The organism is Enterobacter sp. A8, from assembly GCF_004296595.1.
Classification (GTDB): Bacteria; Pseudomonadota; Gammaproteobacteria; order Enterobacterales; family Enterobacteriaceae; genus Enterobacter; species Enterobacter cloacae.
The window spans coordinates 199,776-225,362 of record NZ_SCMF01000001.1 but is presented as its reverse complement, the minus strand read 5'-3'; the positions used below and the strand labels follow the sequence as shown (position 1 = coordinate 225,362).

General features: G+C 55.3%; 22 protein-coding genes. 15 read left to right on the top strand and 7 right to left on the bottom strand.

Features of this window, described 5'->3' with window-relative positions; translation table 11 throughout:
- The first annotated feature begins 31 nt into the window (after positions 1–31).
- From abgT to uspE, 5 genes are all read left to right on the top strand, one after another.
- A complete protein-coding gene (gene abgT / locus EQV24_RS01150) occupies positions 32–1,558 on the top strand; it encodes a p-aminobenzoyl-glutamate transporter (protein WP_020688271.1) in 1,527 nt (508 codons plus the stop codon).
- A 10-nt stretch (positions 1,559–1,568) separates the two neighbouring features.
- Positions 1,569–2,084, top strand: a complete 516-nt coding sequence (gene ogt / locus EQV24_RS01145; protein ID WP_013096864.1) for a methylated-DNA--[protein]-cysteine S-methyltransferase — start codon at positions 1,569–1,571, stop codon at positions 2,082–2,084.
- A 183-nt stretch (positions 2,085–2,267) separates the two neighbouring features.
- Positions 2,268–3,020: a fumarate/nitrate reduction transcriptional regulator Fnr gene (gene fnr / locus EQV24_RS01140; RefSeq protein ID WP_006174991.1), complete on the top strand. Its 753-nt coding sequence runs from the start codon at positions 2,268–2,270 to the stop codon at positions 3,018–3,020.
- Between the two features lie 126 nt (positions 3,021–3,146).
- Positions 3,147–3,341 (top strand): hypothetical protein, encoded by a 195-nt coding sequence (locus EQV24_RS01135; protein ID WP_013096865.1) that lies wholly within the window; start codon positions 3,147–3,149, stop codon positions 3,339–3,341.
- A 109-nt stretch (positions 3,342–3,450) separates the two neighbouring features.
- Positions 3,451–4,401: a universal stress protein UspE gene (gene uspE, locus EQV24_RS01130; protein WP_013096866.1), complete on the top strand. Its 951-nt coding sequence runs from the start codon at positions 3,451–3,453 to the stop codon at positions 4,399–4,401.
- Between the two features lie 40 nt (positions 4,402–4,441).
- Here the strand turns inward: uspE and EQV24_RS01125 are convergent, their stop codons facing one another.
- The 3 genes from EQV24_RS01125 to pntA form a co-directional block, all read right to left on the bottom strand.
- Positions 4,442–5,551, bottom strand: a complete 1,110-nt coding sequence (locus EQV24_RS01125) for a mechanosensitive ion channel family protein (RefSeq protein ID WP_013096867.1) — start codon at positions 5,549–5,551, stop codon at positions 4,442–4,444.
- 106 nt (positions 5,552–5,657) lie between these two features.
- Entirely contained in the window at positions 5,658–7,046 is a 1,389-nt protein-coding gene (gene pntB, locus EQV24_RS01120; RefSeq protein ID WP_013096868.1) for a Re/Si-specific NAD(P)(+) transhydrogenase subunit beta, read from the bottom strand.
- A gap of 10 nt (positions 7,047–7,056) precedes the next feature.
- On the bottom strand, positions 7,057–8,586 hold the full coding sequence (gene pntA, locus EQV24_RS01115; protein ID WP_058680630.1) for a Re/Si-specific NAD(P)(+) transhydrogenase subunit alpha: 1,530 nt from the start codon (positions 8,584–8,586) through the stop codon (positions 7,057–7,059).
- 534 nt (positions 8,587–9,120) lie between these two features.
- On the opposite strand from pntA, the gene ydgH reads away from it, so the two are divergent.
- The 3 genes from ydgH to folM all read left to right on the top strand — a co-directional run bounded on the left by ydgH (position 9,121) and on the right by folM (position 12,395).
- A complete protein-coding gene (gene ydgH / locus EQV24_RS01105; RefSeq protein WP_013096870.1) occupies positions 9,121–10,065 on the top strand; it encodes a DUF1471 family protein YdgH in 945 nt (314 codons plus the stop codon).
- Positions 10,066–10,250: 185 nt separating this feature from the next.
- A complete protein-coding gene (locus EQV24_RS01100; protein ID WP_013096871.1) occupies positions 10,251–11,633 on the top strand; it encodes an amino acid permease in 1,383 nt (460 codons plus the stop codon).
- 39 nt (positions 11,634–11,672) lie between these two features.
- Entirely contained in the window at positions 11,673–12,395 is a 723-nt protein-coding gene (gene folM / locus EQV24_RS01095; protein ID WP_029882786.1) for a dihydromonapterin reductase, read from the top strand.
- On the opposite strand, the gene EQV24_RS01090 is transcribed toward folM, so the two are convergent.
- On the bottom strand, positions 12,392–12,727 hold the full coding sequence (locus EQV24_RS01090; protein WP_013096873.1) for a GlpM family protein: 336 nt from the start codon (positions 12,725–12,727) through the stop codon (positions 12,392–12,394). The two genes, folM and EQV24_RS01090, sit on opposite strands and share 4 nt — an antisense overlap.
- 128 nt (positions 12,728–12,855) lie before the next feature.
- Here EQV24_RS01090 and rstA point away from each other — a divergent pair, with 128 nt between their 5' ends.
- The 4 genes from rstA to tus all read left to right on the top strand — a co-directional run bounded on the left by rstA (position 12,856) and on the right by tus (position 16,491).
- Positions 12,856–13,572: a two-component system response regulator RstA gene (gene rstA / locus EQV24_RS01085; RefSeq protein ID WP_013096874.1), complete on the top strand. Its 717-nt coding sequence runs from the start codon at positions 12,856–12,858 to the stop codon at positions 13,570–13,572.
- Positions 13,573–13,819: 247 nt separating this feature from the next.
- Positions 13,820–14,080, top strand: a complete 261-nt coding sequence (locus EQV24_RS01080) for a hypothetical protein (RefSeq protein ID WP_130626034.1) — start codon at positions 13,820–13,822, stop codon at positions 14,078–14,080.
- Between the two features lie 109 nt (positions 14,081–14,189).
- Entirely contained in the window at positions 14,190–15,488 is a 1,299-nt protein-coding gene (rstB, locus tag EQV24_RS01075; RefSeq protein ID WP_013096876.1) for a two-component system sensor histidine kinase RstB, read from the top strand.
- Positions 15,489–15,561: 73 nt separating this feature from the next.
- Positions 15,562–16,491: a DNA replication terminus site-binding protein gene (tus, locus tag EQV24_RS01070; RefSeq protein WP_058684447.1), complete on the top strand. Its 930-nt coding sequence runs from the start codon at positions 15,562–15,564 to the stop codon at positions 16,489–16,491.
- Here the strand turns inward: tus and fumC are convergent, their stop codons facing one another.
- Together fumC and fumA are read right to left on the bottom strand one after the other, a co-directional pair.
- Complete coding sequence (gene fumC, locus EQV24_RS01065; RefSeq protein WP_020688279.1) at positions 16,492–17,886, bottom strand: class II fumarate hydratase; 1,395 nt, start codon at positions 17,884–17,886, stop codon at positions 16,492–16,494.
- 137 nt (positions 17,887–18,023) lie between these two features.
- A complete protein-coding gene (fumA, locus tag EQV24_RS01060) occupies positions 18,024–19,670 on the bottom strand; it encodes a class I fumarate hydratase FumA (protein ID WP_130626033.1) in 1,647 nt (548 codons plus the stop codon).
- Positions 19,671–19,869: 199 nt separating this feature from the next.
- Here fumA and manA point away from each other — a divergent pair, with 199 nt between their 5' ends.
- Positions 19,870–21,045 carry a mannose-6-phosphate isomerase gene (gene manA / locus EQV24_RS01055; protein WP_130626032.1) on the top strand — a complete coding sequence of 392 codons (1,176 nt, stop codon included), beginning with the start codon at positions 19,870–19,872 and terminating at the stop codon, positions 21,043–21,045.
- A gap of 98 nt (positions 21,046–21,143) precedes the next feature.
- Positions 21,144–22,676, top strand: a complete 1,533-nt coding sequence (locus EQV24_RS01050) for a YdgA family protein (RefSeq protein WP_095454794.1) — start codon at positions 21,144–21,146, stop codon at positions 22,674–22,676.
- A gap of 86 nt (positions 22,677–22,762) precedes the next feature.
- Here EQV24_RS01050 and EQV24_RS01045 read toward each other — a convergent pair whose 3' ends face one another.
- Positions 22,763–23,791, bottom strand: coding sequence for a Mal regulon transcriptional regulator MalI (locus tag EQV24_RS01045; RefSeq protein ID WP_130626031.1), 1,029 nt, complete (start codon positions 23,789–23,791; stop codon positions 22,763–22,765).
- A gap of 178 nt (positions 23,792–23,969) precedes the next feature.
- Here EQV24_RS01045 and malX point away from each other — a divergent pair, with 178 nt between their 5' ends.
- Positions 23,970–25,562, top strand: a complete 1,593-nt coding sequence (malX, locus tag EQV24_RS01040; protein ID WP_095454795.1) for a maltose/glucose-specific PTS transporter subunit IIBC — start codon at positions 23,970–23,972, stop codon at positions 25,560–25,562.
- Positions 25,563–25,587: the final 25 nt, after the last annotated feature.

Below are 25,587 nucleotides of genomic sequence, written 5' to 3'. Positions count from 1 at the left end.
CACAACAACACAACAGTCCCGAGGAACGCCCATGAGTATGTCATCCATACCTTCGCATTCCCCATCCGGTAAGCTCTATGGCTGGGTTGAAAGGATCGGCAATAAAGTGCCACACCCTTTCCTGCTTTTTATCTGGTTAATCGTGGTTTTGATGGTGGCGACAGCCGTGCTGTCTGCCTTAGGGGTGAGCGTGCGCAGCCCGGCCGATGGCAGCATGGTAAGCGTAAAGAACCTGCTGAGCATTGAAGGGTTGCACTGGTTTTTACCGAATGTGATTAAAAACTTCAGCGGTTTTGCGCCGCTGGGCGCCATTCTGGCGCTGGTGCTGGGGGCCGGACTGGCTGAGCGCGTTGGCCTGCTCCCCGCGCTGATGGTGAAAATGGCTTCTCACGTCAGCGCACGCTACGCCAGCTATATGGTGCTGTTTATTGCGTTTTTCAGCCACATCTCTTCTGATGCCGCGCTGGTAATCATGCCGCCGATGGGGGCGCTGATCTTCCTTGCCGTCGGGCGTCACCCCGTGGCGGGTCTGTTGTCGGCAATTGCCGGTGTGGGATGCGGTTTCACTGCCAATCTGCTGATCGTCACCACCGATGTCCTGCTTTCGGGGATTAGCACCGAGGCGGCGAAAACAATCGATGCGGCCATGCACGTCAGCGTGATCGACAACTGGTACTTTATGGCCAGTTCGGTCATCGTCCTGACGCTTGTTGGCGGGCTGATTACCGATAAGATCATCGAGCCGCGGTTAGGGAAATGGGAAGGCCGTAGTGACGAAAAGCTGGAAACGCTGAGCAAAGAGCAACGCTTTGGCCTGCGCGTCGCCGGGATAGTCTCGCTGGTATTTATCGCGATGGTGGCGCTGATGGTAGTGCCGGAGAACGGTATCCTGCGCGACCCGGTGAAACATACCGTCCTGCCCTCGCCGTTTATTCAGGGCATTGTGCCGCTGATCATTCTGTTTTTCTTTGTCGTGTCGCTCGCGTATGGCATCGCCACTGGCAAAATCCGCCGCCAGGCCGATCTGCCGCAGCTGATGATTGAGCCGATGAAGGAGATGGCGGGCTTTATCGTGATGGTCTTCCCGCTGGCCCAGTTCGTCGCCATGTTTAACTGGAGCAACATGGGCAAATTTATGGCCGTTGGCCTGACCGATGCGCTGGAAGCCGCCGGGTTAAGCGGCGTCCCGGCGTTTGTGGGTCTGGCGCTGCTGTCGTCACTGCTGTGCATGTTTATCGCCAGCGGATCCGCCATCTGGTCGATTCTGGCCCCCATTTTCGTGCCGATGTTTATGATGCTGGGCTTCCATCCGGCCTTTGCGCAGATCCTGTTCCGTATCGCCGACTCCTCGGTGATCCCGCTGGCGCCGGTTTCGCCATTCGTACCGCTGTTTTTGGGCTTCCTGCAGCGCTATAAACCGGAGGCGAAGCTGGGTACCTACTATTCGCTGGTTTTACCCTATCCGCTTATCTTTTTAGGGGTATGGCTGGTGATGCTGGTGGCATGGTATCTTGTCGGCCTGCCGATAGGACCGGGTATCTACCCGAGGCTGAATTAAAGGAAAGAGGATGCTGAGATTACTCGAAGATAAAATTGCAACGCCGCTTGGGCCGCTGTGGGTTATCGCCGACGAGCAGTTCCATCTGCGTGCCGTGGAATGGGAAGAGCACAGCGATCGCATGGAAGAGCTGCTCAACATCCATTACCGCGCCCAGGGTTTTGAGCGTATCAGTGCCACCAATCCAGGTGGGCTGAGCGACAAGCTGGCGGCGTACTTCGAGGGCGATCTCAGCATCATCAATGACCTGCCAACCGCCACGGCCGGTACGCCATTCCAGCGTGAAGTCTGGCAGGCGCTACGCGATATTCCGTGTGGTCAGGTTATGCACTACGGCCAGCTCGCAGAACAGTTAGGCCGCGCGGGCGCGGCGCGGGCGGTGGGTGCCGCGAACGGTTCTAACCCCGTGAGTATCGTGGTGCCCTGCCATCGTGTGATCGGCCGCAACGGCACCATGACCGGCTATGCCGGCGGCGTGCAGCGCAAGGAGTGGTTACTGCGTCACGAAGGGTATCTTTTGCTGTAGTTCCCAGGCTTTTTGTGCTTAATTTTCTACCGGTTAGGCTAAAAATCCATAATCAAGCTGTGGAATTTCAAGAAGATGGCAACACGTGGCCGTCTCTTGTCCTTATTGATGGTTTGCCAGGCTTACGTACTTACCAAAAAGATGTTAAAATTGACCAATATCAATTAAGGCTTGAGCAAACCTATGATCCCAGAAAAGCGAATTATACGACGCATTCAGTCTGGCGGTTGTGCTATCCATTGCCAGGATTGCAGCATCAGCCAGCTCTGTATCCCGTTTACCCTGAATGAGCATGAGCTTGACCAGCTTGATAACATCATCGAGCGCAAAAAGCCTATTCAGAAAGGGCAGACGCTGTTTAAAGCGGGAGACGAACTGAAATCGCTCTATGCTATCCGTTCTGGCACCATCAAAAGCTATACCATCACCGAACAGGGTGATGAGCAGATCACCGGCTTCCATCTGGCAGGCGATCTGGTCGGCTTTGACGCCATCGGTACTGGCCATCACCCGAGCTTTGCGCAGGCGCTGGAAACCTCAATGGTCTGCGAAATCCCGTTTGAAACGCTGGACGATCTGTCAGGCAAAATGCCAAACCTGCGTCAGCAGATGATGCGTCTGATGAGCGGTGAGATCAAAGGCGATCAGGACATGATCCTGCTACTGTCCAAAAAGAATGCGGAAGAGCGCCTGGCTGCATTTATCTATAACCTCTCCCGCCGTTTCGCCGAACGTGGTTTCTCTCCACGTGAGTTCCGTCTCACCATGACCCGTGGCGATATTGGTAACTACCTGGGCCTGACCGTGGAAACCATCAGCCGTCTGCTGGGCCGTTTCCAGAAAAGCGGCATGCTGGCTGTTAAAGGTAAATACATCACCATCGAAAACGGTGAAGCGCTGGCTGTTCTTGCCGGCCACGCCCGCAACGTGGCATAAACCCCACGAATGATTGATGCCAGGCCGATAAATTTTTATGATTTATTGGTCTGGCAGGTAAGCACACCACTTCCCGCCCCTGCGACAGACATCCCCCGCTCCTGAAAGGTTCTCGTTGAGGTTAAATTGAGAGAAAGTTTATTTTTCGTTTCAGTTGTTATTGCCTCCGTGACCTTCCTCTTCATCTGGATCATGCTTGTTGGCCCAATGAAGGGAGAGGAAAAAACCTACGTTCAGGACTCCACCACGTTTGCCATCGTGGTGATGGTGCTGTTGTTGATTGCGTTTATCGCGGTGACAACGACGGTGCTATTCTTCTGAGATATTTTCATGAATTATTGATCTGGCAAAACCTTACCTCTGTTTCATTCAGGATATATAGGTTACTCTTTTAATTACAGACTGTGGTGACAGTAGTAAGGAGACCTGTATGGCAAAGTATCAAAACATGCTGGTAGCTATCGATCCTAATCAGGACGATCAGCCGGCATTACGACGTGCTGTGTATTTACATCAACGGATTGGTGGCAAAATCAAAGCGTTTTTGCCGATCTATGACTTCTCGTATGAGATGACCACCCTTCTGTCGCCTGACGAGCGTACTGCTATGCGTCAGGGAGTGATCAGCCAACGTACCGCGTGGATCCGCGAACAGGCGAAGTACTACCTGGAAGCGGGTGTGCCTATCGATATTAAAGTGGTCTGGCATAACCGCCCCTTTGAAGCGATTATCCAGGAGGTGGTCGCCGGTGGGCACGATCTGCTGCTGAAAATGGCGCACCAGCACGACAAGCTGGAATCCGTGATCTTCACGCCGACAGACTGGCACTTACTGCGTAAATGCCCGTGCCCGGTCTGGATGGTGAAAGATCAGCCGTGGCCTGAAGGCGGCAAAGCCGTCGTGGCAGTAAACCTGGCAAGCGAAGAGGATTATCACAATTCGCTGAACGAAAAGCTGGTCAAAGAGACGCTGCTGCTTGCCGAGCAGGTTAACCACACCGAAGTGCATCTGGTCGGCGCTTACCCGGTTACCCCTATCAATATCGCCATCGAACTGCCTGAATTTGATCCGAGCGTATATAACGACGCGATCCGCGGACAGCACCTGCTGGCCATGAAAGCGTTGCGCCAGAAGTTCAGCATTGATGAGAACATGACGCATGTCGAGAAAGGGTTGCCTGAAGAGGTGATCCCGGATTTAGCCGAACATCTGCAGGCAGGGATTGTGGTGCTGGGCACCATTGGACGGACCGGTATTTCTGCCGCGTTCCTGGGCAATACCGCGGAACAGGTGATTGACCATCTGCGCTGCGACCTGCTGGTCATTAAGCCGGATGAGTACCAGACACCGGTTGAACTGGATGACCCGGAAGACGATTAACGTCAGTCTATTCGCCCGCCTCCCCGGCGGGCTTTTCTTATCAGCTTTCGATCGCTGTCTGTGTCTCTTCAGTTGATCGATCCTGCATCCACGGTGCGTGCAACACCATGCTGGGCAGCGCCAGCTTAATCTCCTGGGCGTTCAGCCCTTCGAGAATACGGATATTAATCTCCTGCTGGATATCCATGTATTTGTTGTAATCCGCCGTATTGACAATATGAACCACTTCAAACGTCAGGCGGTCACGGTCAAACCCGAGGAAATGGGCGCGATCGAACTTTGTCTCACCCACATCGGTGATGATCTGCCTGACCATATCCCCCACATAGCGCAGCTTTTCAGGTGGCGTGTCGCTGGCGACGCCAAACGTGAAGACGATGCGACGGGTCTGCATACGTTTATAGTTGTGGAGCGTCTGCTGAAGCAAAATGGCGTTACCGCAAACGATCTGCTCCCCGCTCAGGCTACGAATACGGGTCGTTTTTAAGCCTATGTGTTCCACCGTTCCCGCCACGTCGTTGAACACCACGAAGTCACCAATTTCAAACGGTTTATCAAAGCCGATAGAAAGCGAAGCGAAGACGTCGCTCAGAATGGTTTGTACGGCGAGGGCGATAGCAATCCCCCCTACCCCCAGGCTTGCCACCAGCGCGGTGATGTTGACGCCCGCGTTAGCGAGAATCGACAGCAGCATCACAGACCAGACGATAGCGCGAAGGATAAGACCGGTGATCACCAGGGTAACCGGATTTTTATGACTGCCGGGGGCCAGCATGACGTGTCGCAGCCACGACACCACGCCCTGATCCAGCCAGAGCGCCACCTGTATCGCGAAGACAAGGAACCAGGCGTGGCTTACGGTGCTAAAGAGCCGGTCGGGTAAGTCAACAAAACGCAAGCTGATGAGCAGCGCCACGACAAAAAGCAGGAAGCGACTGGTGCGGTTAAGCATATCGGTCAGGATAAAACGCATCCTGTTTGTGGTTGGGTGCTTATCTCCCCAGGTTGTGATTCCTCTCTTAACGAATGCGATCAGGCGCGTCAGAAGCCAGTAGACCAGCAGCGTCACGACGATAACCGTGGCGACGCTTACCCAGAATGTCGGCGTCATCATCAGCTCCAGGATGTCGAAGCGGGACAAAAATTGCATTTCACCTCCTCGTAGTACACAAAGGGTAAAGTATAGACAGAGGAGAAACGCTGACCGCAGAAATAAGAAAACCGCCCCGAAGAGCGGTTTTTGAGGAGAACGCGAATTACAGTGCTTTCAGGATTGCATCCACGCTGGCTTTGGCATCGCCAAACAGCATGTGGGTGTTCTCTTTGAAGAACAGCGGGTTCTGAACGCCAGCGTAGCCGGTGTTCATGGAACGTTTGAAGACAATCACGTTTTGCGCCTTCCACACTTCCAGAACCGGCATCCCGGCGATTGGGCTGCGAGGATCGTCCTGCGCCGCCGGGTTAACGGTGTCGTTGGCGCCAATGACCAGCACGGTGTCGGTGTCGGCGAAATCATCGTTGATCTCGTCCATCTCCAGCACGATGTCGTAAGGCACTTTCGCTTCTGCCAGCAGCACGTTCATGTGGCCTGGCAGACGCCCCGCTACCGGGTGGATGCCAAAGCGCACCTTAATGCCGCGCGCGCGCAGCTTCTCGGTGATTTCAGCGACCGGATACTGCGCCTGCGCCACCGCCATGCCATAGCCTGGGGTGATGATGACCGAGTGCGAGTTTTTCAGCATCTCTGCCGTATCTTCCGCGCTGATCTCACGGTGCTCGCCCACTTCTTCGTCAGAACCGGTCGAGGAGCCGTCAGAGCCAAAACCACCGGCGATAACGCTGATGAATGAGCGGTTCATCGCCTTACACATGATGTAGGACAGAATCGCACCGGAAGAGCCCACCAGCGCACCGGTGACAATCAACAGGTCGTTGCTCAGCATAAAGCCAGCCGCTGCCGCCGCCCAACCGGAGTAGGAGTTCAGCATCGACACCACAACCGGCATATCTGCCCCACCGATGGAGGCCACCAGGTGCCAACCGAACGCCAGCGCAATGATGGTCATCACCAGTAACGCCAGCACCTGCAGACCTACGCTTTCGGTACGCACAAAGACCACCAGCAGCACAAAGGAGACCACCAGCGCCGCCAGATTCAGCTTATGACGATTTGGCAGCATCAGCGGTTTGGAGGAGATCTTACCGCGCAGCTTACCGAACGCCACAATCGAGCCGGTGAAGGTTACTGCACCGATGAAGATGCCCAGGAATACTTCGGTCAGATGAATGTTGACCAGAATCGGCTCCATGCCCGGTTCGTGGTACAGATAGCTGTTGAAGCCCACCAGCACCGCCGCCAGACCGACGAAGCTGTGCAGGATCGCCACCAGCTCCGGCATTTCGGTCATTTCAACGCGTTTTGCCAGACGAATACCGATCGCCCCGCCGATGATCATCGCCACCAGGATCCAGGCAACGTTGCCGGTATCGGGTCCGAAAATAGTGGCAATCAGCGCAATCGCCATCCCGGCGATACCAAAGTTATTACCCTGCTGAGACGTTTCGTGTTTGGAAAGTCCCGCCAGACTGAAAATAAACAGGATTGCAGCAACAATGTATGCGGCTGTCACTAATCCTCCAGACATATGCTACCCCTTAGCCTTTACGAAACATTTTCAGCATGCGCTGAGTCACGGTGAAACCACCGAAAATATTGATACTGGCGATCAGCACCGCGATAAAGCTCAGGAAGCTAATCCAGCCGCCGTGACCAATCTGCAGTAACGCCCCGACCACGATGATCCCGGAGATGGCGTTAGTGACCGACATCAATGGCGTGTGTAGTGCATGGGAGACATTCCAGACCACGTAGTAACCCACCACGCAGGAGAGAGCGAAGACGGTAAAGTGGCCGAGGAACTCTTTTGGCGCGACATCGGCCAGCCAGCCAAACAGAATAATCGCCAGCGCCATGAGCGCATATTTACGCCACGGAGACGCCGGTTTAGCAGGCTCTGTGGGTTCTGGCGCCGCTTTCGGTGCAGCCTGAGGCTGGGCGGAAACCTGAATTGGTGGCGCAGGCCAGGTGATTTCGCCTTCACGCACCACGGTCACGCCGCGCACAACCACATCGTCAAAATCAACGATGATGTTGCCATCTTTCTCTTTGCAGAGCAGTTTCAGCAGGTTAACGAGGTTAGTACCGTACAGCTGGGACGACTGCGTGGGCAGACGGCCCGGCAGATCCGTATAACCAATCACCTTCACCCCGTTGGCGGTCGTGGATACCTGGTTCGGCACGGTATATTCACAGTTACCGCCGTTTTGCGCGGCCAGGTCGACAATCACGCTGCCCGGCTTCATGGCGTCCACCATCTCACGGGTGATCAGCTTCGGTGCCGGTTTACCCGGGATCAGCGCGGTGGTGACAATAATGTCCACCTCTTTTGCCTGCGCGGCAAAGAGTTCCATTTCCGCTTTGATAAAGGCTTCGGACATGACCTTCGCATAACCATCACCGCTGCCCGCTTCTTCCTTGAAGTCCAGCTCAAGGAACTCGGCGCCCATACTCTGCACCTGCTCCTTCACTTCCGGGCGGGTGTCAAACGCGCGGACGATAGCGCCCAGGCTGTTTGCCGCACCGATAGCCGCCAGGCCTGCCACACCGGCACCAATCACCATCACTTTTGCCGGCGGCACTTTGCCTGCCGCCGTGATCTGACCGGTAAAGAAACGGCCGAATTCGTGGGCGGCTTCGACGATTGCACGGTAACCGGCGATGTTCGCCATTGAACTCAGGGCATCCAGAGACTGCGCGCGCGAAATACGCGGCACGGAGTCCATCGCCATTACCGTCACGCCACGTGCCGCCAGCTTCTCCATCAGCTCTGGGTTTTGGGCAGGCCAGATAAAACTCACCAGCGTGGTGCCCGGGTTCAGCAGCTCAATCTCGCTCTCTTGCGGCGCATTCACCTTCAGAATAACGGGTGATTGCCAGACTTCAGCACCGTCCACCACGTCCGCACCAGCCTGAATAAAGGCCTCGTCATCGAAACTCGCCAGTTTGCCCGCGCCGCTTTCAATGGCGACGGTAAAACCCAGTTTAAGCAGTTGCTCCACCGTTTTTGGTGTCGCCGCTACGCGGGTTTCATTGGCAAACCGTTCTTTTGGTACCCCAATACGCATAGTTTTCCCTTCCATCGGTTTTTGATGATGGTTTATCGATAAATGCCCGCAGTTGCATCAAATTTCGCCATCCTTAGAGCGGCGGCAAATGAGTAACCCCGGAAAATAAAACAGTAACAAACTTTCTATAACCTACTGAAAATAGCGCCTGCGATCTACCGCCTGAAAACACTATTTCTTACATTATCTGTGAAAAATAAGCGATCGGCCTCGCTGACAGAGATATTTACCTTAAATTCATCCTCAGAACCGATAAATCGCGCAAGCGAAGCGGTAAAAACATGATATAGCGCCATATGAGATCAACTTATTAACATTAAATTAACTTGTAAAAGTCATATGCTTTATCACTTTTGCTTGTCAAACGTCTGTTTTTTCAACATATCACTAAATGTTATCGAATCAGATCCTTCGGTGAGCACAGGCTGTGAAAAATGGCGCAGACAGCAACAGGTTTTAAATGCCATAATCGGGACCGTCTCAAATTAACAACAATACCAGTACATGGTTTGCGCAAGGCGAAGGATTATTTTTATGAAGCTTAAGAACACACTCCTGGCGTCCGCACTTCTTTCCGCGACCGCCCTGTCTGCGAATGCCGCGACAGAGTTAACGCCGGAGCAAGCGGCAGCGTTAAAACCTTTTGACCATACGGTCATTGTGGGTCGTTACAACTCTATTGGCGATGCCGTTACCGCCGCATCAAAAGCCGCTGATAAAAACGGCGCAGCGTCGTTTTACGTGCTTGACCAATCCGATCAAGGCAATAGCGGCAACCAGCGCGTGACCATTGCGCTGTACAAAGAGAATGCGCCAAAAGCTGACGCGCCGAAAAACCGCGTGATCAACGGCGTCGTTGAACTGCCTAAAGATCAGGCGATTGAGCTGGAACCGTATGACACCGTTACCGTTCAGGGCTTCTACCGCAGCCAGCCAGAAGTGAACGATGCCATCACCAAAGCCGCGAAACAGAAAGGGGCTTACTCGTTCTACATCGTGCGTCAGGTAGATGCTAACCAGGGTGGCAACCAGCGTATTACCGCATTCATCTATAAAGAAGATGCGAAAAAACGCGTTCTGCAAAGCCCGGATGCCATCCCTGCTGATTCAGAAGCCGGTCGCGCGGCGTTAGCGAAAGGCGGCGAAGAAGCGAAGAAAGTCGAAATTCCAGGCGTAGCAACCTCCGCAGCGCCAAGCGCTGAAGTGGGCCGTTTCTTTGAGACGCAATCCACGAAAGGTGGCCGTTACTCCGTTACCCTGCCAGACGGCACCAAAGTTGAAGAGCTGAACAACGCCACGGCTGCGCAGATGGTGCCGTTCGACAGCATCAAGTTTACCGGCAACTATGGCAACGGTACGGAAGTCTCTTATCAGGTCGCGAAGCGTGCGGCGAAGAAAGGGGCGAAGTACTACCACATCACCCGCCAGTGGCAGGAACGTGGTAACAACATGACCATCAGCGCCGATCTGTACAAGTAACAAAACCCTTCATTAAAGGCGGCTCAATGCCGCCTTTTTTTGTTACTTTTTTTGAATTTCTGCTACACATCATTGCATGCGTTCGTGACACTCCGTAAAATCCCGCGCCTTAGTGTGATCCACCATTTTTATGCGCCTGTGCGAAATAATTATTCTGGATTTGGACCTTTCATAACAGGAAGCCAATGGAAAAGAAACTTGGCCTGAGTGCTTTAACTGCACTCGTTTTAAGCTCAATGCTGGGTGCGGGGGTATTCAGTTTACCGCAGAATATGGCGGCCGTCGCAAGCCCTGCCGCACTGCTGATTGGCTGGGGGATTACCGGCGTTGGCATTTTGCTGCTGGCCTTCGCCATGCTGCTGCTGACCCGTATTCGTCCCGATCTCGATGGCGGTATTTTCACCTACGCGCGGGCCGGTTTTGGGGAACTGATTGGCTTCTGTTCCGCGTGGGGTTACTGGCTGTGTGCGGTGATCGCTAACGTCTCCTATCTGGTTATTGTCTTCTCGGCGCTCAGTTTCTTTACCGATACGCCCGAGCTGCGTCTCTTTGGTGACGGCAACACCTGGCAGTCGATTGTCGGGGCGTCGGTGCTGCTGTGGGTCGTACACTGGCTCATTTTGCGCGGCGTCCAGACAGCGGCAAGCATTAACCTGGTGGCGACGCTGGCCAAACTGGTTCCGCTCGGGCTGTTTATTGTGCTGGCGTTTATGGCATTCCGTCTGGATGTATTTAAACTCGATTTCACTGGCCTTGCGCTGGGCGTCCCCGTCTGGGAGCAGGTGAAAAACACCATGCTGATCACCCTGTGGGTTTTCATTGGTGTTGAAGGTGCGGTGGTGGTCTCTGCCCGCGCGCGCAACAAGCGCGACGTCGGACGCGCCACGCTGCTGGCGGTGCTGGCGGCCCTCGGTGTCTATCTGCTGGTGACGCTGCTGTCGCTGGGTGTGGTGGCTCGTCCTGAACTGGCCGAAATGCGTAACCCATCCATGGCCGGTCTGATGGTGAAAATGCTCGGTAGCTGGGGCGATGTGGTCATTGCCGCGGGGCTGATTATCTCCGTCTGCGGGGCTTATCTGAGCTGGACCATCATGGCGGCAGAAGTGCCTTTCCTGGCTGCCACGCACAAAGCGTTTCCGCGTCTGTTTGCCCGTCAGAATAAAAACAGTGCGCCGTCAGCGTCACTCTGGCTGACGAATATCAGCGTTCAGGTCTGCCTGGTGCTGATCTGGCTCACAGGTTCGGACTATAACACCCTGCTGACCATCGCCTCGGAGATGATTCTGGTACCCTATTTCTTAGTGGGTGCGTATCTGTTAAAAATCGCCACCCGCCCGGCGCACTATGCGGTGGGGATCGGCGCCTGTATTTACGGCTTGTGGTTGTTGTATGCTTCCGGGCCTATGCACCTGCTGCTGTCGGTGGTGTTGTATGCGCCGGGCCTGCTGGTGTTTATCTATGCCCGCCGTACTCATCAGCTGGAGAACGCGCTTAAACGCCGTGAAATGGCCCTCATCGGGCTGTTACTGGTTGCTGCCGTACCGGCAACCTGGATGTTAATGGGATAACCCTGCGTTTCCCATTGTTGAACTGAAAAGGAGAATACGATGGGAACTGCGCAGCATCGCCCAATACTGATCACCGGTGGAGGCCGTCGTATCGGCCTCGCCCTCGCCCATCACTTTCTCAACCTTCGCCACCCGGTCATTGTCAGTTACCGCACGGAATACCCCTCGATAGACGGGCTACGAAAAGCAGGTGCAACCTGTATTCAGGCTGATTTCTCCACCGACGACGGCATACTTGCCTTTGCGGATAAGGTCAAATCAACGACCCACGGTCTGCGGGCGATTATCCATAACGCCAGCGCATGGCTTGCAGAAAAACCCGGTACGTCGCTCAGCGAAACGCTCGCCTGTATGCTGCAGATCCACGTCAATGCCCCCTATTTGCTTAACCATGCCCTGCTGGATCTGCTGCGCGGCCACGGCCATGCCGCGGGTGACATTATTCATTTCACCGATTATGTGGTGGAGCGCGGGAGCGACAAACACATCGCTTATGCGGCGAGTAAAGCCGCACTGGATAACATGACGCGTTCATTTGCCCGCAAGCTGGCACCAGAGGTCAAGGTGAACGCCATCGCCCCGGCGATGATTTTATTCAATGAGGGCGATGATGCCGAGTATCGTCAGCAGGCGCTGAATAAATCCCTGATGAAAATCGCCCCTGGCGAGAAAGAGGTGATCGACCTTATCGATTATCTGCTCACCAGCTGTTACGTCACCGGCAGAACCTTTGCCGTGGACGGCGGGCGACCGCTGCGCTAGTGATAGCGGCTCCAGAAGAAAATCAGCACCCAGGCGCTGAGCCCCCAGCAGACCACCGCCCCGCCCAGCGCCAGGGGAAGCCGCAGAAAGCCCGTGAAATACCACAAGGACAACAGGTAGAGAAAGTAAGGGATGATTGACCACATGCCAAACACAATGGTGGTGCGCAGCGCCTCAGTGCCGCGTTCCGAGGCGACAATGTAGTGTGCAATGAGCGCAAACGTCGGGAAGAGCGGAATCAGCCCGGCAATGTAGTAATTTTTGGTTTTTGCCAGTACGCCAATCAATAACACCACCAGCGCGCCCAGCGCGGCTTTTATCGCCAGCCCCATGCTTTTTCCTATAACAATCAAGTAACAATATGAGCCAGAATAACGGAACTGACGTTAATTTTGAAAGATTAATGGAAGGTTAAGGTTACGCGGTGTATGTTGGCATTTTTCGCGATAACAGACGTTGTATGAATAAGATTGTTTATGTAGAAGATGAGCCCGAAGTGGGGCAATTGATCGCCGCTTATCTGGGTAAACATGATATGGACGTTATTGTTGAGCCACGTGGCGATCGCGCCGAAGAGGTCGTGGTGCGTGAAAACCCGGATCTGGTGCTGCTGGATATCATGTTGCCCGGCAAAGACGGGATGACGCTGTGCCGCGACCTGCGGGCTCAGTGGGATGGCCCTATCGTGCTGCTGACCTCACTGGACAGCGACATGAACCATATTCTGTCGCTGGAGATGGGGGCCAATGACTACATTCTTAAAACCACGCCGCCTGCCGTTCTGCTCGCCCGTCTGCGCCTGCATTTGCGCCAGCATGCCAGCAGTGAACGCGAGGTGCCGGCGCAGTCCCTGATGCCGCATAAAGCGATGCGGTTTGGCACGTTATCCATCGATCCGGTTAACCGCCAGGTCCTGCTTTCCGGTGAGCTTATCGCGCTCTCTACCGCCGATTTTGACCTGCTCTGGGAGCTGGCCACCCATGCGGGGCAGATTATGGACCGTGACGCGTTGCTGAAAAACCTGCGCGGCGTAAGTTACGATGGAATGGATCGCAGTGTTGACGTGGCTATTTCGCGACTGCGTAAGAAACTGCAGGACAACGCCACCGAGCCGTACCGCATCAAAACCGTGCGTAACAAGGGTTATCTGTTCGCCCCGCACGCCTGGGAAACCTGATCGCGTTGGCAAAATAGCATAGCCTGCGCGAAATGAAGGCATTACATGACAATGCCCTTTCTTTCGCGCGTTAATTTGCCCGTTGGCGCAACAATTAACTTGCTAAGCCAGCGAACTAATCCATAATTACTTTTCCTGCATTCCTTCTTGAGCTCGCACCGGGCCCGCCACATAAACGTTTTTATCGCGACGCTTTCGCTACCTCTCTCCCATAAAATCTTGAAATGAGGATTTAAGCCTATGACATATGTATAGCTACCATGACGTAGAAGCCATCAAAACCAATCTTGAATGGATTGTTAATCAGGCAACGCTTAACCAAGCCTCCCCCACGCGTGCCGACCAAAAAGCCCTCTTTGATCTTCTGGAACTGATTCAGTCTTACGAAATATTGTTGGATTTAATTAACGAATTCGGAAGCGCCGTGATTGATGCGGAGATCGCGGAAGGCCTGAGCGTGATAGAAAAACTCATCGCCAAAATCAAAAGAAGTACTCACGCCATGTAACAAACCTCGGCACGGCTCAGATAATACGTTTGTCGTGCATGATGGTGGTGAAAACACCGGAAGGTTTTTCATGTATATTCTGCATGTATCGTTTTTTCGGTGAGATTTAATGAAAAAGCTTTTTGTGCAGTTTTATCTTTTGCTGTTTGTCTGCTTCCTGGTGATGACCATGCTGGTCGGGCTGGTCTATAAGTTCACTGCCGAACGAGCGGGCAGGCAGTCGCTGGACGATCTGATGAAAAGCTCTCTTTATCTGATGCGCAGCGAACTGCGTGAAATTCCGCCACATGACTGGGCGAGAACCTTAAAAGAGCTGGATTTGAACCTGTCGTTCGATCTGCGCATTGAACCGCTGAAGGATTTCGATTTAGATCCGCCTGCCATGCAGCGCCTGCGTGACGGGGATATCGTGGCACTGGATGAGAAATACACCTTTATCCAGCGCATTCCGCGCAGTCATTATGTGCTGGCTGTAGGGCCGGTGCCTTATCTCTATTATCTGCACCAGATGCGCCTGCTGGATATGGCCCTGATGGCCTTTATCGCCATTTCACTCGCCTTCCCGGTCTTTATCTGGATGCGCCCACACTGGCAGGACATGCTCAAACTGGAATCCGCCGCACAGCGCTTTGGCGAGGGGCATCTTACCGAGCGTATTCACTTTGACAGCGGGTCCAGCTTTGAACGTCTGGGGGTTGCATTTAACCAGATGGCCGATAACATCAACGCCCTGATTGCCAGTAAAAAACAACTGATCGACGGGATTGCTCATGAGCTGCGCACGCCGCTGGTGCGCCTGCGCTACCGGCTGGAGATGAGCGAAAACCTTACGGCGGCAGAGTCTCAGGCGTTAAACCGCGACATCGGCCAGCTTGAAGCGCTCATTGAGGAGCTGCTTACCTACGCTCGCCTTGACCGTCCACAAAATGAACTGCACCTCAGTACCCCGGATCTGCCGACGTGGATCCAAACCCATATTGATGACGTCCAGAGCGTCAATCCGCAACGCACCCTGTTAACGCGCGTCACACCGGGTGATTACGGCGCGCTGGACATGCGCCTGATGGAACGCGTGCTGGATAATCTGATGAACAACGCCATGCGCTACAGCGAGAGCACGCTGCGGATTGGCCTGGACTTGCAGGACAATCAGGCCCGTCTGACGGTGGAAGACGATGGCCCCGGCATCGCCCCGGATGCGCGTGAAACCGTGTTCGAGCCGTTTGTGCGTCTCGACCCGAGCCGCGACCGTGCCACGGGAGGGTGTGGTCTGGGACTGGCGATTGTCCACTCTATCGCGCAGGCGATGGGCGGCACGGTGCAGTGCGGGGAGAGTGAACTCGGCGGCGCATGCTTCTGCTTTAGCTGGCCGGTGTACCATAACATCGCCCTTCCCGTTCCTGCCTGACCTTAACCGCACGCTGGCCTGACCCGGCGTGCTGTGCTATACCATGAGTATGTTGTAACTAATGGGGATTCACATGGCGACATACGATCTTATCGAAAGGCTGAACAGCACCTTTCGGGAGATGGAGCATGAGCTGTTAACGCTGACCGAGCGCCTGCAGGCCTGCCGCCTGTTGGCTGCGCGGGTCTTTACCCTGCCGGAGGTGGCAAAAGGCGCAGAGCACGATCCGCTGCAAACCATCGACGTCAAACAGCATATCGGCCAATCCGCGCGGGATCTGGCGCTACAGCACTATCGTCGCCTGTTTATTCAGCAGCAGTCAGAAAACCGCAGCAGCAAGGCGGCCGTTCGCCTGCCGGGGGTGATCTGTCTGCAAACGGACGCCGAAACCCGTGAGGCGCTGGAAACCCAGATTACGCACATCAATACCCTGAAAGCGGCATTTGAAAAGATCATTACCGAAGAGTCAGGCCTGGCGCCAGCCGCCCGCTTTGAGTGGGTGCACCGCCAGCTTCCGGGTTTAATCACCCTGAATGCCTACCGTACGCTGACGGTACTGCGTCAGCCCGCCACGCTGCGCTTCGGCTGGGCCAACAAGCACATTATCAAAAACTTTACCCGGGATGAGATCCTGGCCCAGCTGGAAAAGAGCCTGAAAACGCCGCGCACCGTGGCTCCGTGGTCGCGCGAGCAGTGGATTGAGCGCCTGGAGCAGGAGTATCACAGCATCGCGTCATTGCCCGTTGAAACGCGCCTGAAGATTAAACGCCCGGTGAAGGTGCAGCCTATCGCCCGCGTCTGGTATTCAGGCCAGCAAAAGCAGATCCAGTACGCCTGCCCAACGCCGCTGATTGCGCTCTATGATGCCGATCAGGGCGCCGTGGTACCGGACATTGGCGAACTGCTGAATTACGATGCGGAAAACGTTCAGCATCGCTATAAGCCTCAGGCGCAGCCGCTGCAGCTGATTATTCCCCGGCTGCACCTGTATGTGGCGACGTGACTATTTCAGGCTGCCGACCATCGCTTCAGGGCGGACCCAGGCATCAAACTCGGCTTCCGTGAGATAGCCGAGCGCCAGCGCAGAGGCTTTCAGCGTCAGCCCCTCTTTATGCGCCTTTTTGGCGATCTCAGCGGCTTTGTCGTAGCCGATATGGGTATTGAGGGCGGTCACCAGCATCAGCGACTCATTGAGCAACTGGCTGATTCGCTCGCGGTTCGGCTCAATGCCGGAGGCGCAATGCGCGTTGAAACTCTCCATGCCGTCCGCCAGCAGACGTACAGACTGAAGCACATTGTGGATAACCATCGGACGATAGACGTTCAGCTCGAAATTGCCTGACGCACCGCCCATGTTGACGGCCACGTCATTTCCCAGCACCTGACAGCAGAGCATGGTCATGGCTTCACACTGCGTCGGGTTCACTTTGCCCGGCATAATGGAGCTACCCGGTTCATTTTCCGGGATGCTGATTTCACCAATGCCGCAGCGCGGGCCAGAGGCCAGCCAGCGCACGTCGTTGGCGATTTTCATCAGTGATGCCGCCAGCCCTTTCAGCGCACCATGCGTATGAACCAGCGCGTCGCAGGTTGCCAGCGCCTCAAACTTATTGGGCGCGGTAACAAACGGTTGCCCGGTAATCGCGGCCAGCTCTTCCGCCACGCGCACCGCGTACTCCGGATGGGTATTTAACCCCGTCCCCACCGCCGTGCCGCCCAGCGCCAGCTCAGAGAGATGCGGCAGGCTGTGCTCAATGTGTTTGAGATTGTGTTCCAGCATCGCCACCCAGCCGGATATCTCCTGTCCAAGGGTCAGCGGCGTGGCATCCTGCAGGTGGGTACGCCCGATTTTGACGATATCACTGAAGGCCTGGGCTTTCTCGTTAAGGGTGCTTTTAAGCACATTTAGCTGCGGGATAAGCTGTTCACGGATGGCAATCACCGCCGCCACGTGCATTGCCGTCGGGAAGACATCGTTGGAGCTCTGGCTCTTGTTAACGTCATCGTTCGGGTGAACCTTACGCTCCATACCGCGCACGCCGCCCAGCAACTCGCTTGCCCGGTTGGCCAGCACTTCATTCATGTTCATGTTGCTCTGCGTGCCAGAGCCGGTCTGCCAGATGGCCAGGGGGAATTCGTCGGGATGCTTGCCCGCCAGCACTTCGTCGGCGGCACTGATGATGGCGTTGGCTTTGTCAGCCGCCAGCAGGCCCAGATCCAGATTCACTTTGGCGGCGGCACGTTTGGTCAGCGCCAGCGCCTGAATCAGCGAAACGGGCATTTTCTCTGTCGAAATACGGAAATGTTCCAGCGAGCGCTGGGTTTGCGCCCCCCAGAGTTTGTCGGCCGGAACGTCGATCGCGCCCATCGAATCTTTCTCACGGCGATGCGTTGTCATTACTTTCTCCTTGATAATTAAAGATGGGATTGCTCACATGCTTAAGAGATAAGTATTGATGACTTCTGAGAAACGTTATGGCGCTTTGTGCGCTCTTTTTGTTGTCGGGTGGCGTAGCCGCCACCCGGCTTTTTAGCTTACTTCACACATGCCGAACACTGAGAGGACTGGATCTGCTTGAAGAAGTCATTGCCTTTGTCATCCACCAGGATAAACGCCGGGAAATCTTCCACTTCAATTTTCCAGATCGCTTCCATACCCAGTTCCGGGTATTCCACGCACTCCAGGCTCTTGATGCTGCCCTGCGCCAGTACGGCCGCCGGACCACCGATACTGCCCAGGTAGAACCCACCGTGCTTGTGGCACGCGTCCGTCACCTGCTGGCTGCGGTTGCCTTTCGCCAGCATGATCATGCTGCCGCCGTTGGCCTGGAGCTGGTCAACATAGGAGTCCATGCGGCCTGCGGTGGTTGGGCCTAATGAGCCGGAGGCATAACCCTCTGGCGTTTTCGCCGGGCCCGCGTAGTAGATCGGATGATCTTTGATGTACTGCGGCAACCCTTCGCCGTTGTCCAGGCGCTCTTTCAGCTTCGCATGGGCGATGTCGCGGCCGACGATGATCGTGCCGTTCAGGGAGAGACGCGTCGAGACCGGGTACTGAGACAGCTGCGCCAGAATCTCTTTCATCGGACGGTTCAGATCAACGCGAACCGCTTCACCTTCACCGGCTTTACGCAGCGCTTCCGGAATGTATTTACCCGGGTTGTTCTCCAGTTTTTCGATCCACACGCCTTCACGGTTGATCTTCGCTTTGATATTACGATCCGCCGAGCATGAGACGCCCATACCCACCGGGCAGGATGCGCCGTGGCGCGGCAGACGGATCACACGCACGTCGTGAGCAAAGTATTTACCGCCGAACTGTGCGCCGAACCCCAGATTACGCGCTTCTTCCAGCAGCTCCTGCTCAAGCTGAACATCGCGGAACGCCTGGCCGTGTTCGTTCCCTTCGGTTGGCAGGCCGTCGTAGTATTTGGTCGATGCCAGCTTCACGGTTTTCAGCGTCGCTTCCGCCGACGTGCCGCCAATGACAAAGGCGATATGGTATGGCGGGCAGGCTGCAGTCCCGAGGGTACGCATTTTTTCCACCAGGTAGTTCTTCAGCTTGCCCGGTGTGAGCAACGCTTTCGTTTCCTGGTAGAGGTAAGTTTTGTTGGCTGAACCGCCGCCTTTCGCGATGCAAAGGAATTTGTACTCATCGCCGTCCACGCTGTAGAGGTCAATTTGCGCAGGCAGGTTGGTGCCGGTGTTGACCTCTTTATACATATCCAGCGCCGCGTTTTGCGAGTAGCGCAGGTTGTCTTCGGTGTAAGTGTTGTAGACACCGTGCGCCAGCGCGGCTTCATCGCCGCCACCGGTCCAAACACGCTGGCCTTTTTTACCCACGATGATGGCCGTACCGGTGTCCTGGCAGGTCGGCAGAATGCCTTTTGCCGCGATATCGGAGTTACGCAGGAACTGCAGCGCGACATACTTATCGTTTTCGCTGGCCTCCGGGTCGCTGAGAATATCGGCCACCTGCTGCTGATGCGCAGGACGGAGCATAAACGAGGCGTCGTGGAAGGCGTGCTGCGCCAGTAAGGTCAGCGCCTGCGGATCGACTTTGAGGATCTCCTGCCCTTCAAACTCAGAGACAGAGACGTGATCGCGGGTTAACAGGTAATATTCGGTCTGATCCTTACCGAGCGGGAAAGGATCCTGGTAATGAAAGGGTTTGTTCGACATTGTTCTCTCACTTACTGCGTCGGTCTGATTATTCAGGGCAGATGTTCCGCTGCCCGGCTTAAAAGCGAGTCAGCTTATCCTACACAATTTTTTAACAAAAACTGAGACTAGTACGACTTTTTACATCCGCAGGTTACTTCCAGGTGGTTTATTGCTTTAATACCCGGAGTTTATTCCACATTTGAATCAGGGCTTGATAATGCAAAAACTCATCAACTCAGTGCAAAACTACGCCTGGGGAAGTAAAACTGCGTTAACGGAACTCTACGGTATCGCGAACCCGGACAACCTGCCGATAGCAGAACTGTGGATGGGCGCCCACCCGAAGAGCAGCTCAAAAGTTGAAGATGCCAGCGGCCAGGTGCGCGCGCTGCGCGACGTAATTGATGCCGATAAAGCCACGCTGCTGGGCAACAGCGTGGCCAGCCGTTTTGGCGAGCTGCCGTTCCTGTTTAAGGTGCTGTGTGCCGATCAACCTCTCTCCATCCAGGTTCACCCGAACAAGAAAGCCTCTGAAATTGGCTTTGCAAAAGAGAATGCGGCCGGTATCCCATTAGATGCCGCCGAGCGTAACTATAAAGATCCGAACCACAAGCCGGAGCTGGTCTTTGCGCTGACCCCTTTCCTGGCGATGAACGCGTTTCGCAAGTTCTCCGAGATCATCTCTCTGCTGCAGCCGGTCGCAGGAGCGCATAACGCTATCGCGCATTTCCTGGCAAATCCGAACGCGGAAAGCCTGAGCCAGCTGTTCGCCAGCCTGCTCAACATGCAGGGCGACGAGAAATCCCACGCCCTGGCGGTGCTGAAAGCGGCGCTGGACGGCCAGCAGGGCGAACCATGGGACACCATCCGTCTGATTTCTGCGTTTTACCCGGACGACAGCGGCCTGTTCTCCCCGCTGCTGCTGAACGTGGTGAAGCTAAACCCGGGCGAAGCCATGTTCCTGTTCGCGGAAACGCCGCATGCCTATCTGCAGGGTGTGGCGCTGGAGGTAATGGCCAACTCCGACAACGTGCTGCGCGCGGGTCTGACGCCGAAATATATCGACATCCCTGAACTGGTGGCTAACGTGAAGTTTGTGGCAAAACCTGCTGCCGAGCTGCTTACTCAGCCCGTCAAAAATGGCGCAGAGCTGGACTTCCCTATTCCGGTTGACGATTTTGCTTTCTCCCTGCACGACCTCAGCCAGACCGAAACGACCATCGCGCAGGAGAGCGCGGCGATCCTGTTCTGCGTTGAGGGTGAAGCGACACTGCATAAAGGCGAACAGCGTCTGGTGCTTAAGCCGGGTGAGTCAGCATTCGTTGCTGCTAATGAGTCCCCGGTAAGCGTGAGCGGTACCGGTCGCCTGGCGCGCGTATTTAATAAGCTTTAGACAATACTGAATTTTTTAACAACTCTTGCTAAGCTAGTGGCAGGCTTTATATCTCCGGGCGGTTTCTACCGCCTGGTTTCATTTTAGGGATAGTCGCAATGAAAAAATCGGTCGTAGCGGTAGGCGTGATTGTAGCGTTAGGCGTAGTCTGGACGGGAGCATCCTGGTTTACCGGGAAGCAGCTGGAGAGCCGTCTGGCTGAGATGGTGGCACAGGCTAACAGCCAAATTAAGCGTGGCGCACCGGAAGCGGGTGTAGAGCTGAGCTATCAGAATTATGAGCGCGGGGTATTCACCAGCCATATGCAGCTTGTGGTGAAGCCCGTTGCCGGAAATGAAAATGGCTGGCTGAAGCCGGGCCAGACGGTGGTGCTGGATGAGGTGGTAAGTCACGGTCCGTTCCCGCTGGCGCAGCTGAAGTCCTTTAACCTGATTCCATCAATGGCGTCCGTTCACACCGTGCTGGTGAATAACGACTTAACTAAGCCGCTGTTCGATCTGGCAAAAAATGAATCACCTTTCGCGGTTGATACCCGCATCAGCTATGCCGGTGACACCCGCTCGAATATCGCGCTGAAGGCGCTGAACTACGAGAAAGAGAACGAGAAAGTCACCTTCAGCGGTGGCAACTTCACCGTAGATGCTGACCGCGAAGGGAACGTGCTCTCCCTGACAGGGGAAGCGCAAAGCGGTCTGGTCAACGCAGTTAACGAATACGATCAGAATGTACAGATTACCTTCAACAATTTGAAAGCAGACGGCAACAGCCGCATGACCGACTTCAAAGAGCGTATCGGCGATCAGAAACTCTCGATTGATAAGATTGCCATTGCGATTGAAGGTAAAGAGATGGCCGTGCTGGAAGGCATGGACGTTGATGGTAAATCGGATGTCTCCAAAGACGGTAAGAGCATCAATACTCAGCTGGATTACACCCTGAAGAGCCTGAAAGTGCAGAATCAGGACCTGGGTACCGGCAAGCTTTCGCTGAAGATCGGCAATATTGACGGTCAGGCGTGGCATGAATTCAGCCAGAAATACAGCAAAGAGAGCCAGGCGCTGCTGACCGATGCCGCGCTGCAGCAGAACCCGGAAGTGTATCAGCAGCAGGCGATGGCCGTGCTGTTCAACAACCTGCCTATTCTGCTCAAAGGTGAACCGGTGATCACCGTCGCTCCGCTGAGCTGGAAAAACAGCAAAGGCGAAACCAGCTTTAACCTGTCTCTGTTCCTGAAAGATCCGGCAACCGCAACGGGCGAACCGCAAACGCTGGCCCAGGAAGTGGATCGCAGCGTGAAGTCTCTGGACAGCAAGCTGACGATCCCAATGGATATGGCAACCGAATTTATGACTCAGATTGCGAAGCTTGAAGGGTACGGCGATGACGATGCCGGCAAGCTGGCAAACCAGCAGGTGAAAGGCCTGGCGGCGATGGGCCAGATGTTCCGCATCACAAAGGTGGACGACAACACGATTTCCACCAGCCTGCAGTATGCCAACGGCCAGGTGACGCTCAACGGTGACAAAATGCCGCTGGAGGACTTTGTCGGCATGTTTGGTATGCCTGCCCTGGGCATGCCGGAACCGGCTGAACCAGCAGCGCCAGCCGAACCTGCGGCGCCGCAGCAGTAAACGACAAAACCCCTCGCATGAGGGGTTTTTTATTGCCGGGGGGCGGCGATGCCTTATCTGGCCTACACTCCGCAACGTGCTCTGGATTATTTCACCGTTACCAAACGCGCCGCCACAATCTGGTGCCCGGCCTGCACGTCTGTTTTTTCGATGCGCTGCATGATCCTGTCCGCCAGCGTGTAACCCATCTCCCGTGCGGGCGTGGTGGCCCAGACGATGGGCAGATCGTCCAGCGCATTTTCGCCAACGTCGGCAAATGCCCCTAACGCCACCTGATGGCCGAAGAAGGTTTCAACCCCCCCCTCACCGCTCTGACGCCCGGCGCGGATCAGACCAAACCAGGCCCCCATCGCAATCACATCGTTATAGCAAATCACGGCGCTTATTGTCGGACTGCTGCTTAACAGCGCACCGATCGCTTCTGCGGCTTTTTTCTGACTGGATTCACACTCTACCACCCACTCGCTGTGGAACGGTAAACCGTATTTAATCAGCGTCGCGCAATAACCGCCCACCCGTTCGGCGCGGGTCAGCGACGAGCTTTTTCCGCCGAGCCAGGAAATCCGCTGATGTCCGCGACGAATAAGATGCTCGGTCAACATTTGAGCCGCCTGCATGTTGTCTGGCCGCAGGGTATCGGCTTCATCCAGATAACTGGCGCGCGACGCAAAGACCAGCGGCACCCCTTTAGCGGCCGCGCGCTCGCATAATTCACTGCTCACGCCCGACGCTCCGGCAACAATCACACCGTCAACGCCCTGGGTGAGCAGCATGTCGAGCCGGGAAAGAAGCTGGTCCGGCTCGCGTCCACCGTGGAGCAGAAACACCATTCGTCCCTGCGCCTCCAGCGCTTCGGTCAACCCGGCGGTCAGTTCGGCGTAAAAGGGTGAAGTCAGGTCACGCACAATCAGGCCAATCACGCCGCTTTGTCCCCCGCGCAGGGCCGACGCCTGACGGTTACGCACAAAACCCAGTTGTTCAACGGCGTCGTTAACCCGCTGACCGGTCGCGGGAGAGATGCGCCCTTTTCCACTCAGGACCAGTGAAACGGTGCTGACGGAAACGCCCGCCGCCAGCGCGACATCGTTGATGGTGATCTTTTTCGCTACAGCCATGTGTTGGCGTGACTCCCTGATAATGAGATCGGTAAAACGTTTTATCAATACGTTATCTTTATACTACCAGTGAAAGGCTGAGAATGTGATTCAGCGCGCACTAAACTTTGATAAAACGTTTTATCTTCTCGCAGCATTGAAGCAGACAAACTGATTTTAACAATAAAGGAGTCGTTTTATGACGGCGAAAACAGCACAAAAAATATCGCTGTGGGAATTTTTCCAGCAACTGGGTAAAACCTTTATGCTGCCCGTGGCGCTTCTCTCGTTCTGCGGGATCATGCTCGGGATCGGCAGCTCGCTCAGCAGTAAGGACGTCATTACGCTGATCCCGATCCTCGGTACCCCTGTGCTGCAGGCGATCTTTATCTGGATGAGTAAGGTCGGCTCCTTTGCCTTCAGTTTCCTGCCCGTGATGTTCTGTATCGCCATCCCGCTGGGCCTGGCGCGTGAGAATAAAGGCGTGGCGGCGTTCGCCGGTTTTGTGGGCTACGCGGTGATGAACCTTGCGGTGAACTTCTGGCTGACCGCCAAAGGCATCCTGCCCACTACCGATGCTGTGGTGCTGAAAGCCAACAACATTCAGAGCGTGATTGGTATTCAGTCCATCGACACTGGGATCCTCGGCGCGGTGATCGCGGGGGTCATTATCTGGATGCTGCATGAGCGCTTCCACAATATCCGCCTCCCCGATGCCCTGGCTTTCTTCGGCGGCACCCGCTTCGTGCCAATTATTACTCTCGTGGTCATGGGGCTGTTTGGTCTGGTCATCCCGCTGATCTGGCCGGTCTTTGCGCTCGGTATCAACGGTATTGGCCGTATCATTAACGGCGCGGGCGATTTCGGCCCGATGATCTTCGGTACCGGCGAACGTCTGCTGCTGCCGTTTGGCCTGCAACATATCCTGGTGGCGCTGATTCGCTTCACCGAAGCAGGCGGCACCATGGAAGTGTGCGGTCATGATGTAAGCGGTGCGCTGACCATCTTCCAGGCGCAGCTGAGCTGCCCAACCACTCATGGCTTCTCTGAGAGTGCGACCCGCTTCCTGTCACAGGGTAAAATGCCGGCCTTCCTCGGCGGTCTGCCAGGCGCGGCGCTGGCGATGTACCACTGCGCCCGACCGGAAAATCGTCACAAAATTAAAGGGCTGTTGATTTCCGGGGTAATCGCCTGCGTTGTAGGCGGTACGACTGAGCCTATCGAATTCCTGTTCCTGTTTGTCGCGCCGGTGCTGTATCTCATCCACGCGGTGCTGACCGGTCTGGGCTTTACCGTGATGGCGGTGCTGGGTGTCACCATCGGTAACACCGACGGCAACGTAATTGATTTCGTGGTGTTCGGCATCCTGCATGGTTTGTCCACCAAGTGGTATCTGGTGCCGGTCGTGGCGGCGATCTGGTTCGTGGTGTACTACGGTATCTTCCGCTTCGCCATCACCCGCTTTAACCTGAAAACGCCAGGCCGCGATGCCGAAACCGCCACCAGCGTGGAACAGGCCGTTGCCGGTACAGTGGGTAAATCGGGTTATAACACGCCGGCAATTCTGGCGGCGCTGGGCGGTGCGGATAACATTACCTCTCTGGATAACTGCATTACCCGTCTGCGTCTGTCGGTGGCGGATATGTCGAAAGTGGATACCAATGCCCTGAAAGCCAACCGGGCAATCGGCGTGGTACAGTTGAATCAGCACAATTTGCAGGTGGTTATCGGCCCGCAGGTGCAGTCGGTCAAAGATGAGCTGGCCACCCTGATGCGCACAGTCGAAGCCTGATGCCTCACCCCCTCACGCAGAGGGG

What these genes read in the sequence shown, in the direction of transcription:
- fumA (WP_130626033.1), bottom strand. Translation starts at nt 19,670, where the DNA reads ATGTCGAACAAACCCTTTCATTACCAGGATCCTTTCCCGCTCGGTAAG.
- EQV24_RS01050 (WP_095454794.1), top strand. Translation starts at nt 21,144, where the DNA reads ATGAAAAAATCGGTCGTAGCGGTAGGCGTGATTGTAGCGTTAGGCGTA.
- manA (WP_130626032.1), top strand. Translation starts at nt 19,870, where the DNA reads ATGCAAAAACTCATCAACTCAGTGCAAAACTACGCCTGGGGAAGTAAA.
- EQV24_RS01125 (WP_013096867.1), bottom strand. Translation starts at nt 5,551, where the DNA reads ATGCAATTTTTGTCCCGCTTCGACATCCTGGAGCTGATGATGACGCCG.
- malX (WP_095454795.1), top strand. Translation starts at nt 23,970, where the DNA reads ATGACGGCGAAAACAGCACAAAAAATATCGCTGTGGGAATTTTTCCAG.
- EQV24_RS01090 (WP_013096873.1), bottom strand. Translation starts at nt 12,727, where the DNA reads ATGGGGCTGGCGATAAAAGCCGCGCTGGGCGCGCTGGTGGTGTTATTG.
- EQV24_RS01100 (WP_013096871.1), top strand. Translation starts at nt 10,251, where the DNA reads ATGGAAAAGAAACTTGGCCTGAGTGCTTTAACTGCACTCGTTTTAAGC.
- tus (WP_058684447.1), top strand. Translation starts at nt 15,562, where the DNA reads ATGGCGACATACGATCTTATCGAAAGGCTGAACAGCACCTTTCGGGAG.
- rstA (WP_013096874.1), top strand. Translation starts at nt 12,856, where the DNA reads ATGAATAAGATTGTTTATGTAGAAGATGAGCCCGAAGTGGGGCAATTG.
- ydgH (WP_013096870.1), top strand. Translation starts at nt 9,121, where the DNA reads ATGAAGCTTAAGAACACACTCCTGGCGTCCGCACTTCTTTCCGCGACC.
- pntA (WP_058680630.1), bottom strand. Translation starts at nt 8,586, where the DNA reads ATGCGTATTGGGGTACCAAAAGAACGGTTTGCCAATGAAACCCGCGTA.
- folM (WP_029882786.1), top strand. Translation starts at nt 11,673, where the DNA reads ATGGGAACTGCGCAGCATCGCCCAATACTGATCACCGGTGGAGGCCGT.
- rstB (WP_013096876.1), top strand. Translation starts at nt 14,190, where the DNA reads ATGAAAAAGCTTTTTGTGCAGTTTTATCTTTTGCTGTTTGTCTGCTTC.
- EQV24_RS01080 (WP_130626034.1), top strand. Translation starts at nt 13,820, where the DNA reads ATGTATAGCTACCATGACGTAGAAGCCATCAAAACCAATCTTGAATGG.
- abgT (WP_020688271.1), top strand. Translation starts at nt 32, where the DNA reads ATGAGTATGTCATCCATACCTTCGCATTCCCCATCCGGTAAGCTCTAT.
- EQV24_RS01045 (WP_130626031.1), bottom strand. Translation starts at nt 23,791, where the DNA reads ATGGCTGTAGCGAAAAAGATCACCATCAACGATGTCGCGCTGGCGGCG.
- uspE (WP_013096866.1), top strand. Translation starts at nt 3,451, where the DNA reads ATGGCAAAGTATCAAAACATGCTGGTAGCTATCGATCCTAATCAGGAC.
- pntB (WP_013096868.1), bottom strand. Translation starts at nt 7,046, where the DNA reads ATGTCTGGAGGATTAGTGACAGCCGCATACATTGTTGCTGCAATCCTG.
- fumC (WP_020688279.1), bottom strand. Translation starts at nt 17,886, where the DNA reads ATGACAACGCATCGCCGTGAGAAAGATTCGATGGGCGCGATCGACGTT.
- ogt (WP_013096864.1), top strand. Translation starts at nt 1,569, where the DNA reads ATGCTGAGATTACTCGAAGATAAAATTGCAACGCCGCTTGGGCCGCTG.
- fnr (WP_006174991.1), top strand. Translation starts at nt 2,268, where the DNA reads ATGATCCCAGAAAAGCGAATTATACGACGCATTCAGTCTGGCGGTTGT.